Origin of the sequence: uncultured Tateyamaria sp., assembly GCF_947494755.1 — a bacterium.
In the GTDB taxonomy this organism is placed as follows: Bacteria; Pseudomonadota; Alphaproteobacteria; order Rhodobacterales; family Rhodobacteraceae; genus Tateyamaria.
On record NZ_CANLVZ010000005.1, the window covers coordinates 145895 to 163660 of the forward strand.

A 17766-nucleotide genomic window follows, 5' to 3' on the forward strand; every position below is an offset into this window, starting at 1 on the left:
GATTGGATCGAAGCAGGAGGATGTCACGATGCGATGGATTATTGCGGTTTTTGCCTTGATTGCCTGTTTGATGCCCTGGCGCTTTGCGTTGGCGCAGGATGTGTCGGGGCAAGCGTTGTTGGAGGTGCTGGTGGCGCGCACGCCGGGGACCACGCTGGATCGAATGCGCACCCGTCCCGAAGCCTTTGTGGAAGAGGCGGCGGGGCTGATCCTTGGCTACGGAGGCCGGGACGGTCTGCGAGCCGCCCATATCGAACAGGCGATTGCGGCGGAGTTGGCCCGACTGCGCGCCCGCGAGATGCGTCGGCTGCTTGAGGCGGATCTGAACGGCGATCTGGCAGTGACCCGACCTGAGTTGAACGTGTTGCTGGGCGCGGCAAGTGCAACGATGCGCGGCCGCTTGCTGGTCTGGTTTCGTGCGGCAGATGTGAACGGCGACCACGTCGTCTCATGGGGCGAGATACGCGCGCATGCCAGCCGCAAGGCACAGGTTGCGATGGGTCCACATGCAGCGGATGCGATGCGCGCGATGATGACGTTTGATCTTAATCGCGACGGCGCGGTTGAGATGTCCGAGGTGCTGGATGTAATGAATGCGCTCAAAACGCCGGCTTGAGTAGTGCACCGCCTGACGGATTACCAAGTCCTTTAAGGGGGCATGCCCCCCGTGTTGAGCGATACACCTTCGCCGACCAAGGTGAACACCCAAACCCCCTTGGGGGGTCGCAACGCACCGCGCGGGGTCGTATAAGCGCCTCAACACACGGGGAGTCGCCATATCATGACCGGAGAATTGTCACCCATCGACAAGGCGAAGTTCGTCGCCGCCAAACGTGCGGCGGACTATGTCGAGGATGGAATGCGCGTGGGCCTTGGCACCGGATCCACAGCGGCCTGGCTGGTACGGTGTCTGGGCGAACAGGTGCGCGATGGCGGATTGCGCTTCAAGGGTGTGCCGACCTCGACCCGCACGGCTGATCTGGCCCGCGAAGTCGGCATCGAAGTGATCTCTCTGGACGAGGCGAAGTGGCTGGATGTCACCATTGACGGCGCGGACGAATTTGATGGGGACCTGAACCTGATCAAGGGCGGGGGCGGCGCACTGCTGCAGGAAAAGATCGTGGCGACCGCCTCTGATCAAATGGTGGTGATCGCCGACATCGGCAAAGAGGTCGAACATCTGGGAGCGTTCCCCCTGCCGATCGAGGTCATTCCCTTTGGCTGGCAGACCACCCAGGCCCTTGTCGAGGAAACCCTTATTTCCATGGACGTTCTGGGCCGCCAGTCCAGTTTACGCATGAACGGAGACCACCCCTTTGTCACGGATGAGGGGAACTACATCATGGATCTCCATTTGCAGCGGATCGGCAACCCGCGCCAGCTCAGCCTTGTCATCAACCAGATGCCGGGCGTGGTTGAAAACGGGCTCTTTATCGATATTTGTGATGCTGTCGTGATTGGCTATGGTGATGGCCGGGTCGAGGTGCGAGATATCAATGAAGGCACGGTCGAACAGGAGCGGCTTGATTTCCTCGAGACGGACAACCTGTTCACGGACCTTGCAGACTAAGAACCAAAGGCGGCTGACATGGCGGACTATGACTACGATCTGTTTGTAATTGGTGGCGGATCGGGCGGGGTGCGCGCGGCGCGTGTGGCCGCTGGTGAGGCCGGTGCCCGCGTCGCACTGGCCGAAGATGATCGTTATGGCGGCACTTGCGTGATCCGGGGCTGTGTGCCCAAAAAGCTGATGGTCTTTGCCAGCGAATTTTCCGGCATGCCGGAGCTTGCCCGGGGCTATGGCTGGGACATGAACGAGGGCGCGTTCCACTGGGACAAGTTTCAGGGCCATCTGACAGCCGAACTTGACCGTCTTGAAGGGATTTACCGCAACCTGCTCAAATCGTCCGGCGTCGATACGTTTGACGCCCGCGCCCGTCTCAAGGACGCCCACACGGTGGAGCTGTCCACGGGGGAAACCAAAACGGCCAAGACGATCCTGATTGCAACCGGCGGCCATCCGGTGCGCCCCGACATCCCCAATGCCGATCTTGGGATAGTGAGCGACGATATTTTCCACCTCAAGACACTACCCAAATCCATCCTGATCATCGGCGGCGGCTATATCGCCTGCGAATTTGCCTGCATTTTCAACGGGCTTGGGGTCGAGGTGACGCAGTTCTATCGCGGGGCCCAGATCTTGCGCGGCTTTGATGACGAAGCCCGCGGGTTGATCGCCGAGGCCATGCGCGAAAACGGGATCAATCTGCATTTGGGAACCAACATTGTCGAAATGGCCCCGGGCGGTGGCGATTACGACGCCGTCAACGGACCCACGGCAACGGACGCGGCCATGGGGGCCGACGCCAAACAATCGGCTGCTTTGATAGCGGCGCGCTCCGGCGACGGGTCACAGTCGGTCTGGGTCAAACCCACAAGCGGGGACGCGCGCGAATATGACATCGTGCTCTTTGCCACGGGTCGCGACCCAAACACCGCCGATCTGGGGCTGGAAGAGCTTGGCATCAAAATCGGGCGCCGCAAGGAGATCGTGGTCGATGAATACTCCAAGACGGCCGTGGACAGCGTCTATGCCATCGGGGACGTCACCAACCGCGTGAACCTCACACCGGTCGCCATCCGCGAGGGTATGGCCTTTGTCGAAACGGTGTTCAAAGACAACCCGACCGCTGTCGATCACGACCTGATCCCGTCGGCGATCTTTACCCAGCCCGAAATGGGCACCGTGGGGTTGAGCGAAGAGGACGCGCGCGAGCAGGAAGAGATTGATGTCTACTGCACCTCGTTCCGCCCAATGAAGACGGCTTTTGGCGGCAAGAATAGCCGCGTCCTGATGAAGCTGGTGGTCAGCCAGACAACCCGCAAGGTTCTGGGTTGTCACATCGTCGCGCCGGATGCGGGCGAAATGATCCAACTGGCGGGTGTCGCCATCAAAATGGGCGCAACCAAAGAAGATTTCGACCGGACCGTGGCGGTTCATCCGACCATGTCCGAAGAGATCGTGACCATGAAGACGCCCATGCGCACCGCTTGAATTTTCGATATCTAGACACAAGTGACAAGTTAAGGTGCGGCACATGTCGCACGACAAGAGGAGAACTACACCATATGGCTGGCAATACAGGCGGCCCCTGGGGGGGTGGCGGAAATTCGAACGGCGGGGATGACGGGCGCAAAAACGGCTCGCGTGAGCCTGGCCGTGGCAGCGGCGGGCGTCGGCCCGGTGATGACGGTCCGCAAATCCCCGAGATCGATGAGCTGGTCAAGAAAGGCCAGGAACAACTGCGTGTCCTGATGGGCGGTCGCGGTGGCGGCGGCACAGGTGGGGGGCGTGGCAATGGCGGGGGCTCCGGCCCGTTCCTGACCCGCGGCACGCTTGGCCTTGGTGCCTTGGCCGCGATTGTACTCTGGGGGATGGCCAGCTTTTACACGGTCCGACCCGAAGAACAGTCGGTTGAGTTGTTCCTTGGCGAGTTCTCTGCCATCGGCAACCCGGGTCTGAACTTTGCGCCCTGGCCCGTGGTCACAGCCGAAGTGATCCCCGTCACCCGCGAACAGACCGAAGAGATAGGAGTGGGCGGACGTGGGGGCGATGCGGGTCTGATGCTGACCGGTGACGAAAACATCGTCGACATCGACTTCCAGGTCGTCTGGAACATCAACGATCCCGCCAAGTACCTGTTTAACCTGCGTGATCCGCGCCCGACCATCCGCGCTGTTGCGGAATCGGCGATGCGTGAGATTATCGCGCAGTCGGACCTGGCTCCAATCCTCAACCGGGACCGTGGTGCGATTGCCGTGCAGCTGCTCGACCTCATTCAAAACACGCTCGACAGCTATGACAGTGGTGTGACGGTCATCCGCGTGAACTTTGACAAGGCCGACCCGCCGCAATCCGTGATCGACGCCTTCCGCGACGTTCAGGCCGCTGAACAGGAACGGGATCGTTTGCAAAACGTGGCGGATGCCTATGCCAACCGTGTTCTCGCCGAAGCTCGTGGTCAGGCCGCGCAGCTTCTGGAAGAGGCCGAAGGGTATCGCGCTCAACAGGTCAACCAGGCCGAAGGTGAAGCGTCTCGTTTCTCCGCCGTTTTGGAAGAATATGCCAAGGCCCCCGACGTGACCCGCAAACGTCTTTATCTTGAAACGATGGAGCGTGTGCTGGGCCGTGTCGACAAGGTCATCATTGACGAAAACGGAGGCGACGGCCAGGGCGTGGTGCCCTATCTGCCGCTCAACGAACTGCGTCGCAACACTACTGAAGGGACAAACTGATGCGTAAATCTGCGTTTCTGATCCCCGTCGTCGTGGTGGCTGTGGCCATCGCATTGTCGGCACTTTACATCGTGGACGAGCGTGAAAAGGCGCTTGTGCTGCAATTCGGCCGCGTGGTCGATATCAAGGAAGAGCCCGGGCTTGGGGTGAAAATTCCCCTGATTCAGGAGGTCGTGCGCTATGATGACCGGATCCTCAGCCGTGACGTCGAACCGCTTGAAGTCACGCCGCTGGATGACCGTCGTCTGGTGGTGGATGCTTTTGCGCGGTATCGGATCGCTGATCTGAATCAGTTCCGCCAAGCGGTTGGTACAGGTGGTGAAGGGGCCGCTGAACGCCGGATCGATGGTATTTTGCGCAACGAACTGCGCGAAGTGCTGGGTTCGGTGTCGTCCAACGACATCCTGAGTTCGGATCGTGCCGCGCTGATGCTGCGCATCCGCAATGGTGCGATTGCCGAAGCCCGCGCGCTTGGCATTGAAGTCGTGGATGTGCGTCTCAAGCGGACGGACCTGCCTACCGAAAACCTCGATGCAACCTTCCAACGGATGCGCGCCGAACGTGAGCGTGAGGCGACGGATGAAAGGGCCCGTGGTAACGAGGCCGCCCAACGGGTCCGCGCGCAAGCTGACCGTACGGTGGTTGAGCTGACGTCGGATGCGGAACGTCAGGCCGAGATCATTCGCGGTGAAGCGGATGCGCGCCGCAACGCCATCTTTGCCGATGCGTTCGGGGCCGATCCTGAATTCTTTGAATTTTACCGGTCGCTGACAGCGTATGACCGCGCGCTCGGGGCGACGAACTCGACCATGGTGATGTCGCCGGACAGTGAGTTCTTCAACTATCTGAAGTCCGATCAGGGCGCGCGGAGCCTTGAGGGGGAATAACCCATGGCATGGGTGCTTCTGGCCCTTGGCCTTGTGATGATCGTGGAGGGGCTGGCCTATGTGCTGGCCCCTTCGCTTATTGAACGCGTCCTTCAAGTGCTGCGCAGCCTGCCCGAAGGCGTGCGCCGCCAACTGGGTGCGCTGGTGATGGTGTCGGGTCTGATTTGCGTGTGGCTTGCATTCTATATCGGCATTTGACCGCCCCGCACGTGTCTCGCGTTCACACATTGGTAACGGGATGTTGAAACCAAGCGCGACAGAGCCATCTTTAATGTTGCAAGGATGCAACCCTACATGCACCCTGTGTGCAAACGCACATACGTGTGTGTGTTATTCGGCCGGACTGGCCACCAAGACGAAGCAGGAGAGACCTGATGCAGCGACAGGCAATTGCCCTTTCGAGACAGCTTATTGATGTGAATTACATCCGCGCCCTCTGGATGGGCGCGCTCGCGCTGGCCTTTGTGCTGGTGCAAACCGTGACGGCCACGGCCCGCCCCGAAAGCCTCGCGCCGCTGGCGGAACAGATCAGCCCATCGGTGGTCAACATCACCACCTCCACCGTGATTGAAGGACGCACAGGGCCGCAAGGTGTTGTGCCCGAAGGCTCCCCCTTCGAGGACTTCTTTCGGGAATTCCAGGACCGCAACGGGCAGGGCGACCGCCCCCGCCGCTCATCCGCTTTGGGTTCGGGCTTTGTGATTTCCGAGGATGGCTTCATCGTCACCAACAACCACGTGATCGAAGGTGCCGACGAAATCTTGATCGAATTCTTCAACGGTGACGAGCTTGAGGCCGAATTGATCGGCACCGACCCCAACACCGACATCGCCTTGCTCAAGGTCAGCGCAGAAGGCCCGCTGCCTCATGTGCCCTTCGGCAACAGCGATGAGGCGCGTGTGGGCGACTGGGTCATTGCGATGGGCAACCCGCTTGGCCAGGGCTTCTCGGTGTCGGCCGGGATCGTGTCTGCGCGCAACCGCGCCCTCAGCGGCACCTATGACGACTACATCCAGACCGATGCGGCCATCAACCGGGGCAACTCGGGCGGTCCACTGTTCAACATGGACGGTCAGGTGATCGGCGTGAATACCGCAATCCTGTCGCCCAATGGCGGCTCCATCGGCATCGGCTTTTCCATGGCCTCCAACGTGGTGACCCGCGTAGTTGATCAGTTGCAGGAATTCGGCGAAACCCGCCGTGGCTGGCTGGGTGTGCGCATTCAGGACGTCACCGAAGACATCGCCGAGGCGATTGGCCTTGAGGAAGTCGCCGGCGCGTTGGTCACCTCAGTGCCCGAAGGCCCGGCACTTGAATCAGGTATGCAGGACGGCGATGTGATTCTCAGCTTTGCTGGCGTGGACGTGGCCGACACCCGCGGTCTGGTACGTCAGGTCGGCAACAGCCCCGTCGGTGAAACCGTGCGCGTGGTCGTGTTCCGTGATGGCGAAACCGTGACATTGCGGGTGACCCTTGGCCGCCGTGAAGAGGCCGAAGGTGCAACGCCTGCGGTGGCAGACACACCTGCCGAACCCGAAGAGGCCGAAACCAAAGAGGTGCTTGGCCTGACCCTCAGCACGCTGACGGATGAGCTGATCGAACAGCTGAGCGTGGGTGAAGGCCAACAAGGTCTGGCTGTGACGGACGTGGATGAAACCAGCGAAGCCTATGAAAAAGGTCTGCGCGCGGGCGACGTCATCACCGAAGCCGGACAGCAAAAGATCGCGAGCATCGCGGATTTTGAGACCCGTCTGGCCGAAGTGAAAGAGGCAGGCCGCAAGTCGCTGCTGCTGCTTGTGCGCCGTGCCGGTGATCCGCGCTTTGTGGCGCTCAGCCTTGCGGAGTGACTCCACCCCTCTGAAATGACAAAAGGCGCCCTTTGATCGGGGCGCCTTTTTCGTTGGGTCGTTTGGTTCGGTTCAGCCGAGTTCTTGAAGCCGGGCGAGGGCCTCTTGCAACTTGCCCTCTTCCTCAGCGCGCGCATCAAGGTTGGCTTGCGTTTCGGCCACCACTTCGGGCGGCGCGCTTCGCGCGAACTTGGGATTGTTCAGCCGCCCACGCAGCCCGCCCACTTCCTTGGCCAGTTTCCCGAGCGTCTTTTCCAGTCGCGCGATTTCTTCGGCGACGTCGATCACACCGTCCAGCGGCAGGCCAAACCGCCCGCCTGCCAGCCCAAGTGTCACGGTGCCTTTCGGGAAGTCGTCCACCTCGTTCAACTCGGTGATGCGCGCCAGCGCGTTGAATGCGCTTTCGTTCGCCTCCCACGCAGCCCGGGCCGCATCCTCAAGGCCCACGACCACCATCGGGATGCGTGCGCCCGCAGGCACGTGCATCTGCGCGCGGGCCGAACGGATCGCGTCGATTGCACTTGTCACCCAGCCCAGTTCCGCATCCGCACTCGGGTCCGCCAAATCGGCTGCGCTGTAGGTCGGCCAGTCGCCATGCACCAGCGGTTTGGGCCGCGCCGTCTGGCCCCACAACTCTTCGGTGATGAAGGGCATTATCGGGTGCAGCATCAAGAGGCACTGATCGAGCCCCCACGCATAGACGGCACGGGTTTCGGTGATCTCGGCCTCGCTACCGCCCTCGAAAATGGGTTTCGTCAACTCGATGTACCAGTCGCAGAACGTGCCCCATGTGAAGGCGTAAAGCGCGCTGGCCGCATCGTTGAACCGGTATTCGGCGAGGGCTGCATCGACCGCCTCGCGGGTGCGCGCGACCTCGCCCTTGATCCAGCGGTTGGGGGTCAGGGTGGCGGCGGGCACCGCGTCGGAATGGGCGACCTCAAAGGTGCCGTTGCGCTCGCCAAAGCTGGCGGCGTTCCACAGTTTCGTGCCGAAATTCCGATAGCCTGCGATCCGTTGGGTGTCGAGTTTCAGCGCACCCCCAAGCGAGGCCATGGCCGCATTGGTAAAGCGCAACGCGTCCGCGCCAAATTCGTCGATCAGATCGAGTGGGTCGATGACGTTGCCGGTCGATTTCGACATCTTCTTGCCCTTGGCATCGCGCACAAGGCCGTGCAGGTAGACGTTCTTAAACGGCACCTGATCGACCACGGCCAGCTGCATCATCATCATCCGCGCGACCCAGAAAAACAGGATGTCCTGCCCGGTGATCAGATCGGAGGTCGGGAAGTAACGCGCGAGTTCGTCCGTGTCCTCGGGCCAGCCAAGCGTGCCGATGGGCCAGAGACCGGACGAGAACCACGTGTCGAGAACGTCCGCGTCCCGCCATAACCGCACGGGCTGGCCGTCCTCGTGATAGGTCAGCGCAATCGCCTCATCCGCATTGGCGGCCTCTTCGTCCACGAGGAACCCTTTGGCACCGCTGTTCATGTAATACTCGACCGCGAGTTCCAGCGCCTCGGCATGGGTGGGCGCGCAGAAATGTTGCGGGTTCTGAATATCCCATTCGTCGGATTCGGTGCCGTCGGCGTTTTCGATGTGGGTGACACTTGGCCCGTACCAAACCGGGATCTGATGCCCCCACCACAACTGGCGCGAAATGCACCAAGGCTCGATATTCTCGAGCCAGTGGAAATACACTTTTTGCCCGCTTTCGGGCATGATTTTCACATCGCCATTGCGTACCGCGTCCAGCGCCGGGCCGACGATCCTGTCAGTGTCCACGAACCACTGATCTGTCAGCAGCGGCTCGATCACCACTTTTGAGCGATCCCCGAAAGGCTGCATGATCGGCTTGTTCTCGACCAATGGCATGGCCTCGACCGTCTCGTTGCCCTCCGCGTCCGTGACTGGCACCATGTGCATCACGGCCAGCCCTTCGGCGGTGATGTCAGCCACGACTTTCTTGCGCGCCTCAAACCGGTCCAGCCCGCGATATTCGTCCGGGACAAGGTTCATCGCCGAGATCATCGCCTCGTCAAAGTCGCGTTCCCCGTTGGCGATGGCTTGGGCAATCGCGGCCTCGACCGCGTAGGGCTGCCCGTCGTCGCGCATCCGCGCCTTTGTGTCCATCAAGTTGTACATCGGGATGCCGCCGCGCTTGGCAACCTGATAGTCGTTGAAATCATGCGCGCCGGTGATCTTGACCGCGCCCGACCCGAAATCCTTGTCCGGGTACTCATCGGTGATGATCGGGATCAGGCGGCGATGTTCCTTGGGGCCAACCGGAATTTCGCAGAGTTTGCCCACGATGGGGGCATAGCGTTCGTCGGATGGGTGCACGGCCACGGCCCCGTCGCCCAGCATCGTCTCGGGGCGGGTGGTGGCAATGGAGATATAGTCGCGTTGCTCCTCCAGCGTGACGTTCCCGTCTTCGTCCTTTTCGACGTAGGTGTAGGTCTCTCCCCCCGCGAGCGGGTATTTAAAGTGCCACATGTGGCCGGGCGTTTCGATGTTCTCGACTTCGAGGTCCGAAATGGCGGTCTCGAAATGCGGGTCCCAGTTCACCAGCCGCTTGCCGCGATAGATCAGGCCCTTGTTGTACATCTCGACAAAGACTTTGATGACCGCGTCGTGAAAGTTGCCTTCCTCGCCCGCCGGTGCACCGGGGGCGCCGGACATGGTGAAGGCCTCGCGCGACCAGTCGCAGGACGCGCCAAGCCGCTTGAGTTGGGACACGATGGTGCCACCGCTTTCGGCCTTCCACTCCCACACTTTTTCGGTGAAGGCGGCGCGGCCAAGCTCGGCACGCGAGGGTTGTTGCTGTTCGGCGAGACGCCGTTCAACCACCATCTGCGTGGCGATGCCCGCATGGTCCGTCCCCGGCTGCCACAGCGTATCGAACCCGCGCATGCGGTGCCAGCGCACCATGATATCCTGTAGCGTGTTGTTGAACGCGTGGCCCATGTGCAGCACGCCCGTCACGTTGGGCGGTGGGATCATGATCGCATAGGACGAGGCCCCGTCGCGCGCATTTGCGCCCGCCTTGAAACAACCCTGCGCCTCCCATTCAGCATAGATGCGCGCCTCGACGTCTGCGGCGTTGAATTTTCCAAGGGCCATGGCGCGTATCCTCTGTGTTCCGTGGCCCGTGAGATAGCCGCGCGGGCCTATGAAGGAAAGGGGGTTTTGGGGGCCGCGACGCTGCGCTAGCGCGCGGTCTATGAACGATGCGACACACGGACCGCCCCTCGGGCTTGTCGAGATACTGTGGCGCTTTGGTGGGCTGTGGCCCTTTGGTCTGTCTGTGCTGTGCGTGATCCTGAGCGCGGCGAGTTGGGGCTATGGGATCAATGCCGAGTTGGCCACCGGCCCTGAGGCGGAAGACTCCAGAAACTGGGCAACCCTTTTGCGCACTTATGCCTTGGGCGCTGGTGGGGCCTGCCTGATCTGGTTGCTGGTGATCTGGCGCAACGCGGTTGAGGCGATCCGCGCGCGCAATTTCGGCGTGGCCGAGCAGGCCGAGGTCATTGAAGTCCGCGAAGTGCGGGAATGGGCCCTTAAGGTCAATCGCGAGATTGAAGGTTATGTGCTGGTCTGGCGCGATGCGTCCGGCAACCGGCGCAAAAGCCTGCAAACCTACTCCGATGAGCGCTATGTCGGTTACCGGCCCGGCACAAAGATCGAAGTGTTTCGCGACAGCCGCAACCGCATATGGTGGGTTGGCGATGTCGGTCCACGCCAAAGGGCGTCAAACGTGCCGTCCGTGTCCAAATCCTAGTCGCTTACGGCTCTGGACACTGCCCGCGCAACCGCTAGGTTCGCACTCAACCAATGCCACTCCAGCCACAGGAGCGTTCCCCATGGAAAAGTTCGGAAAAAGCCAGTCAGTCACGCGGCGCGAAGATGTGCGGTTCTTGACCGGAGAGGGGCGCTATGTCGATGACATCGCACCTGCAAATGCGCTGCAGTCTTTCGTGTTCCGCTCGCCCGTCGCGCATGCGGTGATCACGGAACTCGATGTGGCGGACGCCCGCACGGCAGAGGGTGTGCACGCGGTTTATGTGCTGGCCGATCTGGAAGCGGCGGGCATGAAGGTGGGGATGCGCGGGGCCACCATGCCCAACCGCGACGGAACCCAGGGCGCGGCCCCCGAACGCCCCATTCTGGCGCGCGACCGGATGCGCTTTGTGGGTGAGCCGGTGGCGATGATCGTGGCCGACACGTTGGCGCAGGCGCGCGATGCGGCGGAACTCATCATGCTCGACTATGACGACCTGCCCGCCAAGATGGACATTGACGCAGGGGGCGAGACGCTGCACCCCGAAGCGCCCGAGAACATCGCCTATGATTGGGAGATGGGGGATGCGGATGCGGCCGAGGCGGTCTTTGCCAAGGCGGCCCGCGTCATCAGTCTGGATGTGGGCGACAACCGGGTCATCGTGAACTCGATGGAGCCGCGCGGCTGTTACGCAGAAATGGAGGGCGACCGCCTGCATGTGGCCATCAACGGCCAAGGCGTATGGGGCCCCAAGGACCAGTTGGCCGAGGCGCTGAATGTCGATCCCGAGACCATCCGCGTCACCAACCCCGACACCGGCGGCGGGTTCGGGATGAAGGGTATGATGTACCCCGAATATTTCGTGCTCGCCCATGCCACCCGCGATCTGCGTCGTCCCGTGCGCTGGATGTCCGAACGCACCGAAGCGATGCTGAGCGACAATGCAGGCCGCGATCTCACCTCGCTGACCGAACTGGCCTTTGACGAAAACAATCGCATCATCGGCTATCGCGTCCATACGAAGGCGAATATGGGGGCTTACAACTCCCAGTTTGCCCAAGCGATCCAGACCCAATTGTTCAGCCGCGTGCTGATGGGGGTTTACGATGTGCAAACGACCTATCTGCGCTCTGTCGGGTATTACACGAACACCACGCAAGTGGATGCCTATCGCGGCGCGGGCCGCCCCGAGGCGATCTATATCCTCGAGCGCGCCATGGACCGGGCCGCGCGCGAGCTTGGGGTCGATCCGCTCGAGCTGCGCCGCATCAACTTCATCAAGCCCGACCAGTTTCCCTATGCCACGACCGTGGGCGAAACCTATGACGTGGGCGATTTCAACAAGGTGCTGAGCCGCGCCGAGGTCGAGGCCGACATGGCCGGGTTCGCCGCGCGCAAGGCGGCGGATGCGGATCGCGGTCTGCTGCGCGGGCTTGGGGTCTGTTATTACATCGAAAGCATCCTCGGCGATCCAACCGAAAGCACCAAGGTGGAATTTACCGATGAGGGTCGGGTCAACATCTATGTTGGCACACAGTCGAATGGGCAGGGGCACGAGACGGTCTATGCCAAGTTCCTTTCGGACCAGACTGGCATCCCGGTCGAGATGATCGACGTCGTCCAAGGCGACAGCGACCGGATCAAAGTCGGGGGCGGCACGGGCGGGTCGCGGTCCGTCACGGTTCAGAACAACGCGACCCTGTATACGGTGTCGGCGATGACCGAAGCCTTTGCCGCCTTCCTGTCGGACGAGATGGGCGTGCCTGCGGCCGAGATCACCTTTGATGATGAGCGATTCCGGGCCGAAGGGTCCAACATGACCCCCACCATGCTCGAGGTCGCCGAGATGGCCCGTGACAAGGGGCGCGACGATCTGATGGTGCATGAACGCCGCGTCAAACTCGAGGCGCGCAGCTTTCCAAACGGATGTCATGTTACAGAAGTGCAGATTGACCCGGACACCGGTGTCACGACTGTTGATCGCTATACGGTCGTGGATGATTTTGGCAATCTTATCAACCCGATGCTGGCCGAAGGCCAAGTGCATGGGGGCGTTGTTCAAGGTATTGGTCAGGCCCTGACCGAGCATGTTCAGTTCGACGAAGATGGCCAACTGCTCACGGCAACGTTCATGGATTATGCCTTGCCGCGCGCCGATGATGTTCCCTACATCGGGTTTACGTCAGAACCGGTTCCGTCAACGGCCAACATCATGGGGATGAAGGGTTGCGGCGAGGCTGGTACGGTCGGAGCATTGGCAGCGGTGGCCAATGCGGTGCAAGATGCACTGTGGGATCACGGTGTGCGCCAGGCGGATATGCCCTTCACACCGATGAAAGTGTGGGAATTGCTTAGGAATGACCCTATCGCGGCTGAATAAATCGATTGCGGGCTGGCTTCAAAGCCAGTTCGGAAAAGGTTTGCCGGAGGTGACGCCTCCGACCCGCGGACAGACGACGCATGTGATCATCATCGATGGCACGATGTCGTCGCTGGATGAGTGTGACGAAACCAACGCGGGCCTCACCAACAAACTGGTGGCTGAGATGGGCAGCGCGGTGTCGCTTTACTACGAGCCGGGTTTGCAATGGTCTCATTGGCGTCGCGGTGGCGACGTCATTTTCGGGCGCGGCATCAATCGCCAGATCCGTGGGGCCTATGGCTATCTCGCCTCGCGTTACCGGCCCGGCGACAAGGTGTTTCTGTTTGGCTATTCGCGCGGGGCCTATGCGGTCCGCTCGCTTGCCGGCATCATCGACCGGGTTGGGTTGCTCAAACCCGAGGCCGCGACCGAGCGCAATATTCGCGACGTCTACCGGTATTACGAATGCAATCCCGAAGGGGCAACGGCCAAGATTTTTGCCGAAAACAACTGCCACCAAGCGGTCGAGATCGAGATGATCGGCGCTTGGGACACGGTGAAATCCCTGGGTCTCAACATGCCCTTTCTGTGGCGCCTCAGCGCGCCGCGCCACGCCTTTCACAACCACCAGCTTGGCAAATCGGTCAAACGCGGCTTTCACGCGCTGGCCCGCAACGAAACCCGCGTCGCCTATGCGCCGGTGATGTGGGACACGACCGACGATTGGGACGGTCATCTCGTGCAGATGTGGTTTCGCGGGGTGCATGGCGACATTGGCGGGCATTTGTCCGGCAAATACGGCTCGCGCCCCTTGGCCAATATCCCGTTGGTCTGGATGCTTGAAATGGCCGAATGCTGTGGGCTGCCATTGCCCGAGGGGTGGGCGAGCCGCTTTCCGCAGGACCCCACGGCACCTTCGATGGGGTCTTTTGTGGGCTTCGGGCGATGGTTGGTGACGCGCAAGCCGCGTAAGGTCGGCCTTGACCCGTCCGAGCGGGTCCACCCGTCGGTCGCTCAGGCCCCGCCGCCCAAGGGCTGGGGCGAGTGGGTCGCAGGCCTGCGCGGATCGGCTGCCAAGGACGTTCTTTGAGTCGCTGTCAGGGTTTCAGTGTCATGATGATGCAGGTGGTTGAGCCGGTGGCATAGAGTTTGCCGTCCTCAACGCCGCGTATTTCGCCTGATGCGACACCTGTTGAGCGTCCCGAATGATCGACGACGCCCACACAGTCGATTTCCATACCCAACGGTATCGCGCGGGTGATGTTGATCTTGTATTCCAGCGTTGTGTAGACCGCGCCGCGCGGCACTTTGGTCATCACAGCACAGGCCATCGCACTGTCGAGCAACGTGCCGTACCAGCCCCCATGCACCGTGCCCATTGGATTGGTGACGGTGAATGCAGGCGCGCCGCGAAAGGTGACCCGACCGTCCTCAACCGCATGCAGCGTATATCCCATCGTCTGCGCGATGGGCGGTCCGGGCAGCGTGCCCTCGAGTATCCCGCGCATGAAGTCATAGCCCGACATGGACAAAAGCTCGTCCCGACTAAGCAGCTCGGCGACAGAGGTGGCTATGCGTGGCATGGGCAGGGTCCGGTGATTGTTACACCGGTGAGGTTAGGTGAGCCAGACCGATCGGTCTAGCCTCTGCTTATGCCACATTCCGAATTTGTGAGGGACGGACCAGACCAAGCGCGCGGCAGACCTTGAGCGTCAGATCGGGGCGGTTGAGCGTGTAGAAATGCAACGCATCGACCCCTTCATCCGTCAGCGTGTCACACAGGTCCGCACAGTGGGTCAGCGCGAACAATTCGGCGCGGTCTTCGCGCTCGGCGCGGTCAAAGGCGGTGCGCGTCACGGCCGAGATCGGTGTGCCGCATTTTTCTGCAAAGGATTTGGTGCGGCTCCAGTTGCTGACCGGCAGGATACCGGGCGTGATGGGCGCACTGATGCCCGCATCGGCACAGGCATCACGAAACCGCAGGAAGGTGTCTGCGTCAAAGAAGAATTGCGTGATCGCCTCGGTTGCGCCTGCGTCCAGCTTGGCTTTGAGGAAGTCGATGTTTTGCGCCATGGAAGCTGCATCGGGATGGCTGTCGGGATAGGCCCCCACACGGATTGTGAAATGGCCGGTGTCAGCCAGCGCCTTGATCAGCGCAATGCTGTCGGCAAAGCCATCGGGGTGCGGTTGAAAGGCTCCGCCATCCGGCGCATCCCCGCGCAAGGCCACGATATCGGTCACGCCCGAGGCGGCGTAGTTGCGTGCGGTGCGCATGACGTCCTCCCGGCTTTGCCCGGTGCAGGTCAGGTGTGCGGCAACCCGTAGGCCGGACGTCTTGCGCAAGGTCTGTGCGGCCTCTTGCGTCAGGGATTGGGTCGAACCGCCCGCCCCGTACGTCACCGACACGAAACGCGGCGCAAGCGGCGTCAGCGTCTGCACCGTGTCCCAAAGGTGAAACGAGGCATCCAGTGATTTTGGCGGAAAGGTCTCGAAGGACAGCGCGGTCATGGCAGGGCTCCTTTGGGCTTGTGTCGAGTATGTGGCAGGGCGTATCTTGAAGCAAATTCATAACTCTCAAGATAAACATGAGGATCACATGCATATCGAGTTTCGCCATCTGCGCACGATCAAGGCCATTCACGAGGCGGGCGGGCTTGCGAAGGCAGCGGACCAATTGCACATCACCCAGTCTGCCCTCAGCCATCAGGTGAAGGGTCTTGAGGATCAGGCGGGGGTGGAGCTGTTCGTGCGTCGTTCGAAACCGCTCAAGCTGTCGGCGGCAGGTATGCGCCTGTTGCGCCTCGCCAATCAGGTGCTGCCGCAGGTCGAGGCGATGCAGGCCGAGTTCACCGGTCTGCGCGATGGATCGTCGGGGCGGATGCACATCGCCATTGAATGCCACGCCTGTTTTGAGTGGTTGTTTCCGGTGCTTGAGGTGTTTCGCCGGTCGTGGCCGGATGTGGATGTGGATATCCGTCCCGGTCTGGCCTTTGACGCGCTGCCTGCGCTCATGAAGGAGGAGGTCGATCTGGTTGTGTCCTCGGACCCGGAGGATTTGGCGGGTGTCGCTTTTGTCGAACTCTTTGATTACGCGCCTGTTTTTGTGGCCGCCAGCGCGCACCCTTTGGCGCAGAAAGATTATATCGATGCGGCCGATTTTCGCGATCAGACCCTGATCACCTATCCGGTAGAGCGGACCCGGCTGGATGTGTTTAGCCAGTTGCTGATCCCGGCCAAGGTGGAACCGGCAGCGGTGCGCCAAGCCGAATTGACGGCGGTGATCCTGCTGCTGGTGGCGTCCAATCGCGGTGTGTCGGTGCTGCCCGACTGGGTGGTGCGCGAGGTGAAGTATTCGAGCGACTATGTGACCCGGCCCCTGACAAAGGACGGGCTGACCCGCCGCCTTTATGCTGCGGTGCGCGAGGATGATCTGGGCAAGCCCTATATGGACAAGCTGATCGAGTTGGCCCGCGTAGAGGCGCGCAAACTGCAATCTGTGTGACGGGCGGCGGGTGGTACTGTTTGCTGGCGCAAAGGCACCCACCCACCGACCCTTTCAGATCACCTTGACGATCTGCTTGCCGCGATTGCGCCCTTCGAGCAGGCCGATGAAGGCCTCGGGGGCGGCTTCCAGCCCTTCGGCGATGTCCTCAACCACTTTGATGTCGCCGGATTGCACTTTGGGTCCGACCTCTCGCAGGAATGCGGGAAACTGATCCCAATGGTTCGAGATGATAAATCCGTTCACGCTCAGGAACTTCACGAGGATCGGCCGCCAGAGTGCGGGCGCTGACATTGCTGCCTCTGCCCCTGCGCCAAGCCCGCCTGCGTTGTACCAGGAAATCATGCCGCAAATCGGAATGCGCCCGTGCGGGTTCATCAGCGGCATCACCGCCTCCAGCACTTTGCCGCCCACATTTTCGAAGTAGATATCGATGCCGTCGGGGCAGGCGTCTTTGAGGGCACTGCGCAGGCTGCGTGCATCCGCGTGGGCGCGGTGATCAAGGCAAGCGTCGAACCCGAACGTGTCGGTGGCCAGCGCGCATTTGTCGGCACCCCCGGCGATGCCAACCACCCGCATTCCTGCTGACTTCGCAAGCTGCCCAACCATCGAGCCGACCGGCCCGGTGGCTGCAGCCACCACCAGCGTCTCGCCAGATTTGGGCCGTCCGTAGGCGTTGAGCCCATGCCAGCCGGTAAAGCCGGGCATGCCCAGCACCCCAAGGGCTGCGGTGGTGGGCCCGCGCGTGGGGTCGAGCTTGCGCAAGGTGTTTGCCGCAGCCACCGCATGTGTCGCCCACCCAAACATCCCGAACACCATATCGCCCGTCGTAAAGCCATCGGCATTCGAGGTCAGCACCTCGCCCACGCCGCCGCCTTCCATTGTGCCCCCCAAGGGCACGGGGGCGGCATAGGATTTGGCGTCATCCATCCGCCCGCGCATATAGGGATCAAGCGACATGTAGTGGACACGCACCAGTACCTCGCCCTCTCCGGGGGGCGGCACATCGCTGGTCTGCATCTCGAAATTGGCAGGGGTCGGCGCGCCGTCGGGGCGGCTTTTGAGGGTGATGTGGCGCATATGGTCGGGCATCG

The 17766-nt window shown here is 61.5% G+C and carries 15 protein-coding genes; 11 read left to right on the top strand and 4 right to left on the bottom strand.

From position 1 onward, the window contains the following. Positions 1–28: 28 nt before the first annotated feature. The 7 genes from Q0908_RS08160 (at position 29) to Q0908_RS08190 (ending at position 7030) form a co-directional block, all read left to right on the top strand. Positions 29–616: a hypothetical protein gene (locus tag Q0908_RS08160; protein WP_299282796.1), complete on the top strand. Its 588-nt coding sequence runs from the start codon at positions 29–31 to the stop codon at positions 614–616. 165 nt (positions 617–781) lie between these two features. After that, the gene (gene rpiA / locus Q0908_RS08165) at positions 782–1570 is read left to right on the top strand and encodes a ribose-5-phosphate isomerase RpiA (protein WP_299282800.1); all 789 of its coding nucleotides are present in this window, start codon (positions 782–784) and stop codon (positions 1568–1570) included. 18 nt (positions 1571–1588) lie between these two features. After that, on the top strand, positions 1589–3055 hold the full coding sequence (locus Q0908_RS08170; RefSeq protein WP_299282803.1) for an FAD-dependent oxidoreductase: 1467 nt from the start codon (positions 1589–1591) through the stop codon (positions 3053–3055). A gap of 74 nt (positions 3056–3129) precedes the next feature. Further along, a complete protein-coding gene (gene hflK / locus Q0908_RS08175; RefSeq protein ID WP_299282806.1) occupies positions 3130–4296 on the top strand; it encodes an FtsH protease activity modulator HflK in 1167 nt (388 codons plus the stop codon). Beyond that, the gene (gene hflC / locus Q0908_RS08180) at positions 4296–5183 is read left to right on the top strand and encodes a protease modulator HflC (RefSeq protein ID WP_299282809.1); all 888 of its coding nucleotides are present in this window, start codon (positions 4296–4298) and stop codon (positions 5181–5183) included. Before hflK ends, hflC begins: the two co-directional genes overlap by 1 nt. Before the next feature lie 3 nt (positions 5184–5186). Then, entirely contained in the window at positions 5187–5381 is a 195-nt protein-coding gene (locus Q0908_RS08185) for a DUF2065 domain-containing protein (protein WP_299282812.1), read from the top strand. Positions 5382–5557: 176 nt separating this feature from the next. Continuing rightward, a complete protein-coding gene (locus tag Q0908_RS08190) occupies positions 5558–7030 on the top strand; it encodes a Do family serine endopeptidase (RefSeq protein WP_299282815.1) in 1473 nt (490 codons plus the stop codon). A 72-nt stretch (positions 7031–7102) separates the two neighbouring features. On the opposite strand, the gene Q0908_RS08195 is transcribed toward Q0908_RS08190, so the two are convergent. Beyond that, entirely contained in the window at positions 7103–10150 is a 3048-nt protein-coding gene (locus Q0908_RS08195; RefSeq protein WP_299282818.1) for a valine--tRNA ligase, read from the bottom strand. Between the two features lie 100 nt (positions 10151–10250). Between Q0908_RS08195 and Q0908_RS08200 the strand changes: the two genes are divergently transcribed. The 3 genes from Q0908_RS08200 (at position 10251) to Q0908_RS08210 (ending at position 14260) form a co-directional block, all read left to right on the top strand. Further along, positions 10251–10808, top strand: coding sequence for a hypothetical protein (locus tag Q0908_RS08200; RefSeq protein ID WP_299282821.1), 558 nt, complete (start codon positions 10251–10253; stop codon positions 10806–10808). An 82-nt stretch (positions 10809–10890) separates the two neighbouring features. Further along, positions 10891–13188 (top strand): xanthine dehydrogenase family protein molybdopterin-binding subunit, encoded by a 2298-nt coding sequence (locus Q0908_RS08205; protein WP_299282824.1) that lies wholly within the window; start codon positions 10891–10893, stop codon positions 13186–13188. Next, the gene (locus Q0908_RS08210; protein WP_299282827.1) at positions 13166–14260 is read left to right on the top strand and encodes a DUF2235 domain-containing protein; all 1095 of its coding nucleotides are present in this window, start codon (positions 13166–13168) and stop codon (positions 14258–14260) included. Before Q0908_RS08205 ends, Q0908_RS08210 begins: the two co-directional genes overlap by 23 nt. A gap of 7 nt (positions 14261–14267) precedes the next feature. On the opposite strand, the gene Q0908_RS08215 is transcribed toward Q0908_RS08210, so the two are convergent. Beyond that, positions 14268–14753 (bottom strand): PaaI family thioesterase, encoded by a 486-nt coding sequence (locus Q0908_RS08215; protein WP_299282830.1) that lies wholly within the window; start codon positions 14751–14753, stop codon positions 14268–14270. 67 nt (positions 14754–14820) lie between these two features. Continuing rightward, on the bottom strand, positions 14821–15678 hold the full coding sequence (locus tag Q0908_RS08220) for a methylenetetrahydrofolate reductase (protein WP_299282833.1): 858 nt from the start codon (positions 15676–15678) through the stop codon (positions 14821–14823). An 88-nt stretch (positions 15679–15766) separates the two neighbouring features. On the opposite strand from Q0908_RS08220, the gene Q0908_RS08225 reads away from it, so the two are divergent. Further along, on the top strand, positions 15767–16672 hold the full coding sequence (locus tag Q0908_RS08225) for a LysR family transcriptional regulator (protein WP_299282837.1): 906 nt from the start codon (positions 15767–15769) through the stop codon (positions 16670–16672). Between the two features lie 54 nt (positions 16673–16726). On the opposite strand, the gene Q0908_RS08230 is transcribed toward Q0908_RS08225, so the two are convergent. Further along, complete coding sequence (locus Q0908_RS08230) at positions 16727–17764, bottom strand: NADP-dependent oxidoreductase (RefSeq protein WP_299282840.1); 1038 nt, start codon at positions 17762–17764, stop codon at positions 16727–16729. Between the last annotated feature and the right edge of the window lie 2 nt (positions 17765–17766).

What these genes read in the sequence shown, in the direction of transcription:
- Q0908_RS08215 (WP_299282830.1), bottom strand. Translation starts at nt 14,753, where the DNA reads ATGCCACGCATAGCCACCTCTGTCGCCGAGCTGCTTAGTCGGGACGAG.
- Q0908_RS08230 (WP_299282840.1), bottom strand. Translation starts at nt 17,764, where the DNA reads ATGCCCGACCATATGCGCCACATCACCCTCAAAAGCCGCCCCGACGGC.
- rpiA (WP_299282800.1), top strand. Translation starts at nt 782, where the DNA reads ATGACCGGAGAATTGTCACCCATCGACAAGGCGAAGTTCGTCGCCGCC.
- hflK (WP_299282806.1), top strand. Translation starts at nt 3,130, where the DNA reads ATGGCTGGCAATACAGGCGGCCCCTGGGGGGGTGGCGGAAATTCGAAC.
- Q0908_RS08160 (WP_299282796.1), top strand. Translation starts at nt 29, where the DNA reads ATGCGATGGATTATTGCGGTTTTTGCCTTGATTGCCTGTTTGATGCCC.
- Q0908_RS08210 (WP_299282827.1), top strand. Translation starts at nt 13,166, where the DNA reads ATGACCCTATCGCGGCTGAATAAATCGATTGCGGGCTGGCTTCAAAGC.
- Q0908_RS08220 (WP_299282833.1), bottom strand. Translation starts at nt 15,678, where the DNA reads ATGACCGCGCTGTCCTTCGAGACCTTTCCGCCAAAATCACTGGATGCC.
- Q0908_RS08195 (WP_299282818.1), bottom strand. Translation starts at nt 10,150, where the DNA reads ATGGCCCTTGGAAAATTCAACGCCGCAGACGTCGAGGCGCGCATCTAT.
- Q0908_RS08225 (WP_299282837.1), top strand. Translation starts at nt 15,767, where the DNA reads ATGCATATCGAGTTTCGCCATCTGCGCACGATCAAGGCCATTCACGAG.
- hflC (WP_299282809.1), top strand. Translation starts at nt 4,296, where the DNA reads ATGCGTAAATCTGCGTTTCTGATCCCCGTCGTCGTGGTGGCTGTGGCC.
- Q0908_RS08170 (WP_299282803.1), top strand. Translation starts at nt 1,589, where the DNA reads ATGGCGGACTATGACTACGATCTGTTTGTAATTGGTGGCGGATCGGGC.
- Q0908_RS08200 (WP_299282821.1), top strand. Translation starts at nt 10,251, where the DNA reads ATGAACGATGCGACACACGGACCGCCCCTCGGGCTTGTCGAGATACTG.
- Q0908_RS08190 (WP_299282815.1), top strand. Translation starts at nt 5,558, where the DNA reads ATGCAGCGACAGGCAATTGCCCTTTCGAGACAGCTTATTGATGTGAAT.
- Q0908_RS08205 (WP_299282824.1), top strand. Translation starts at nt 10,891, where the DNA reads ATGGAAAAGTTCGGAAAAAGCCAGTCAGTCACGCGGCGCGAAGATGTG.
- Q0908_RS08185 (WP_299282812.1), top strand. Translation starts at nt 5,187, where the DNA reads ATGGCATGGGTGCTTCTGGCCCTTGGCCTTGTGATGATCGTGGAGGGG.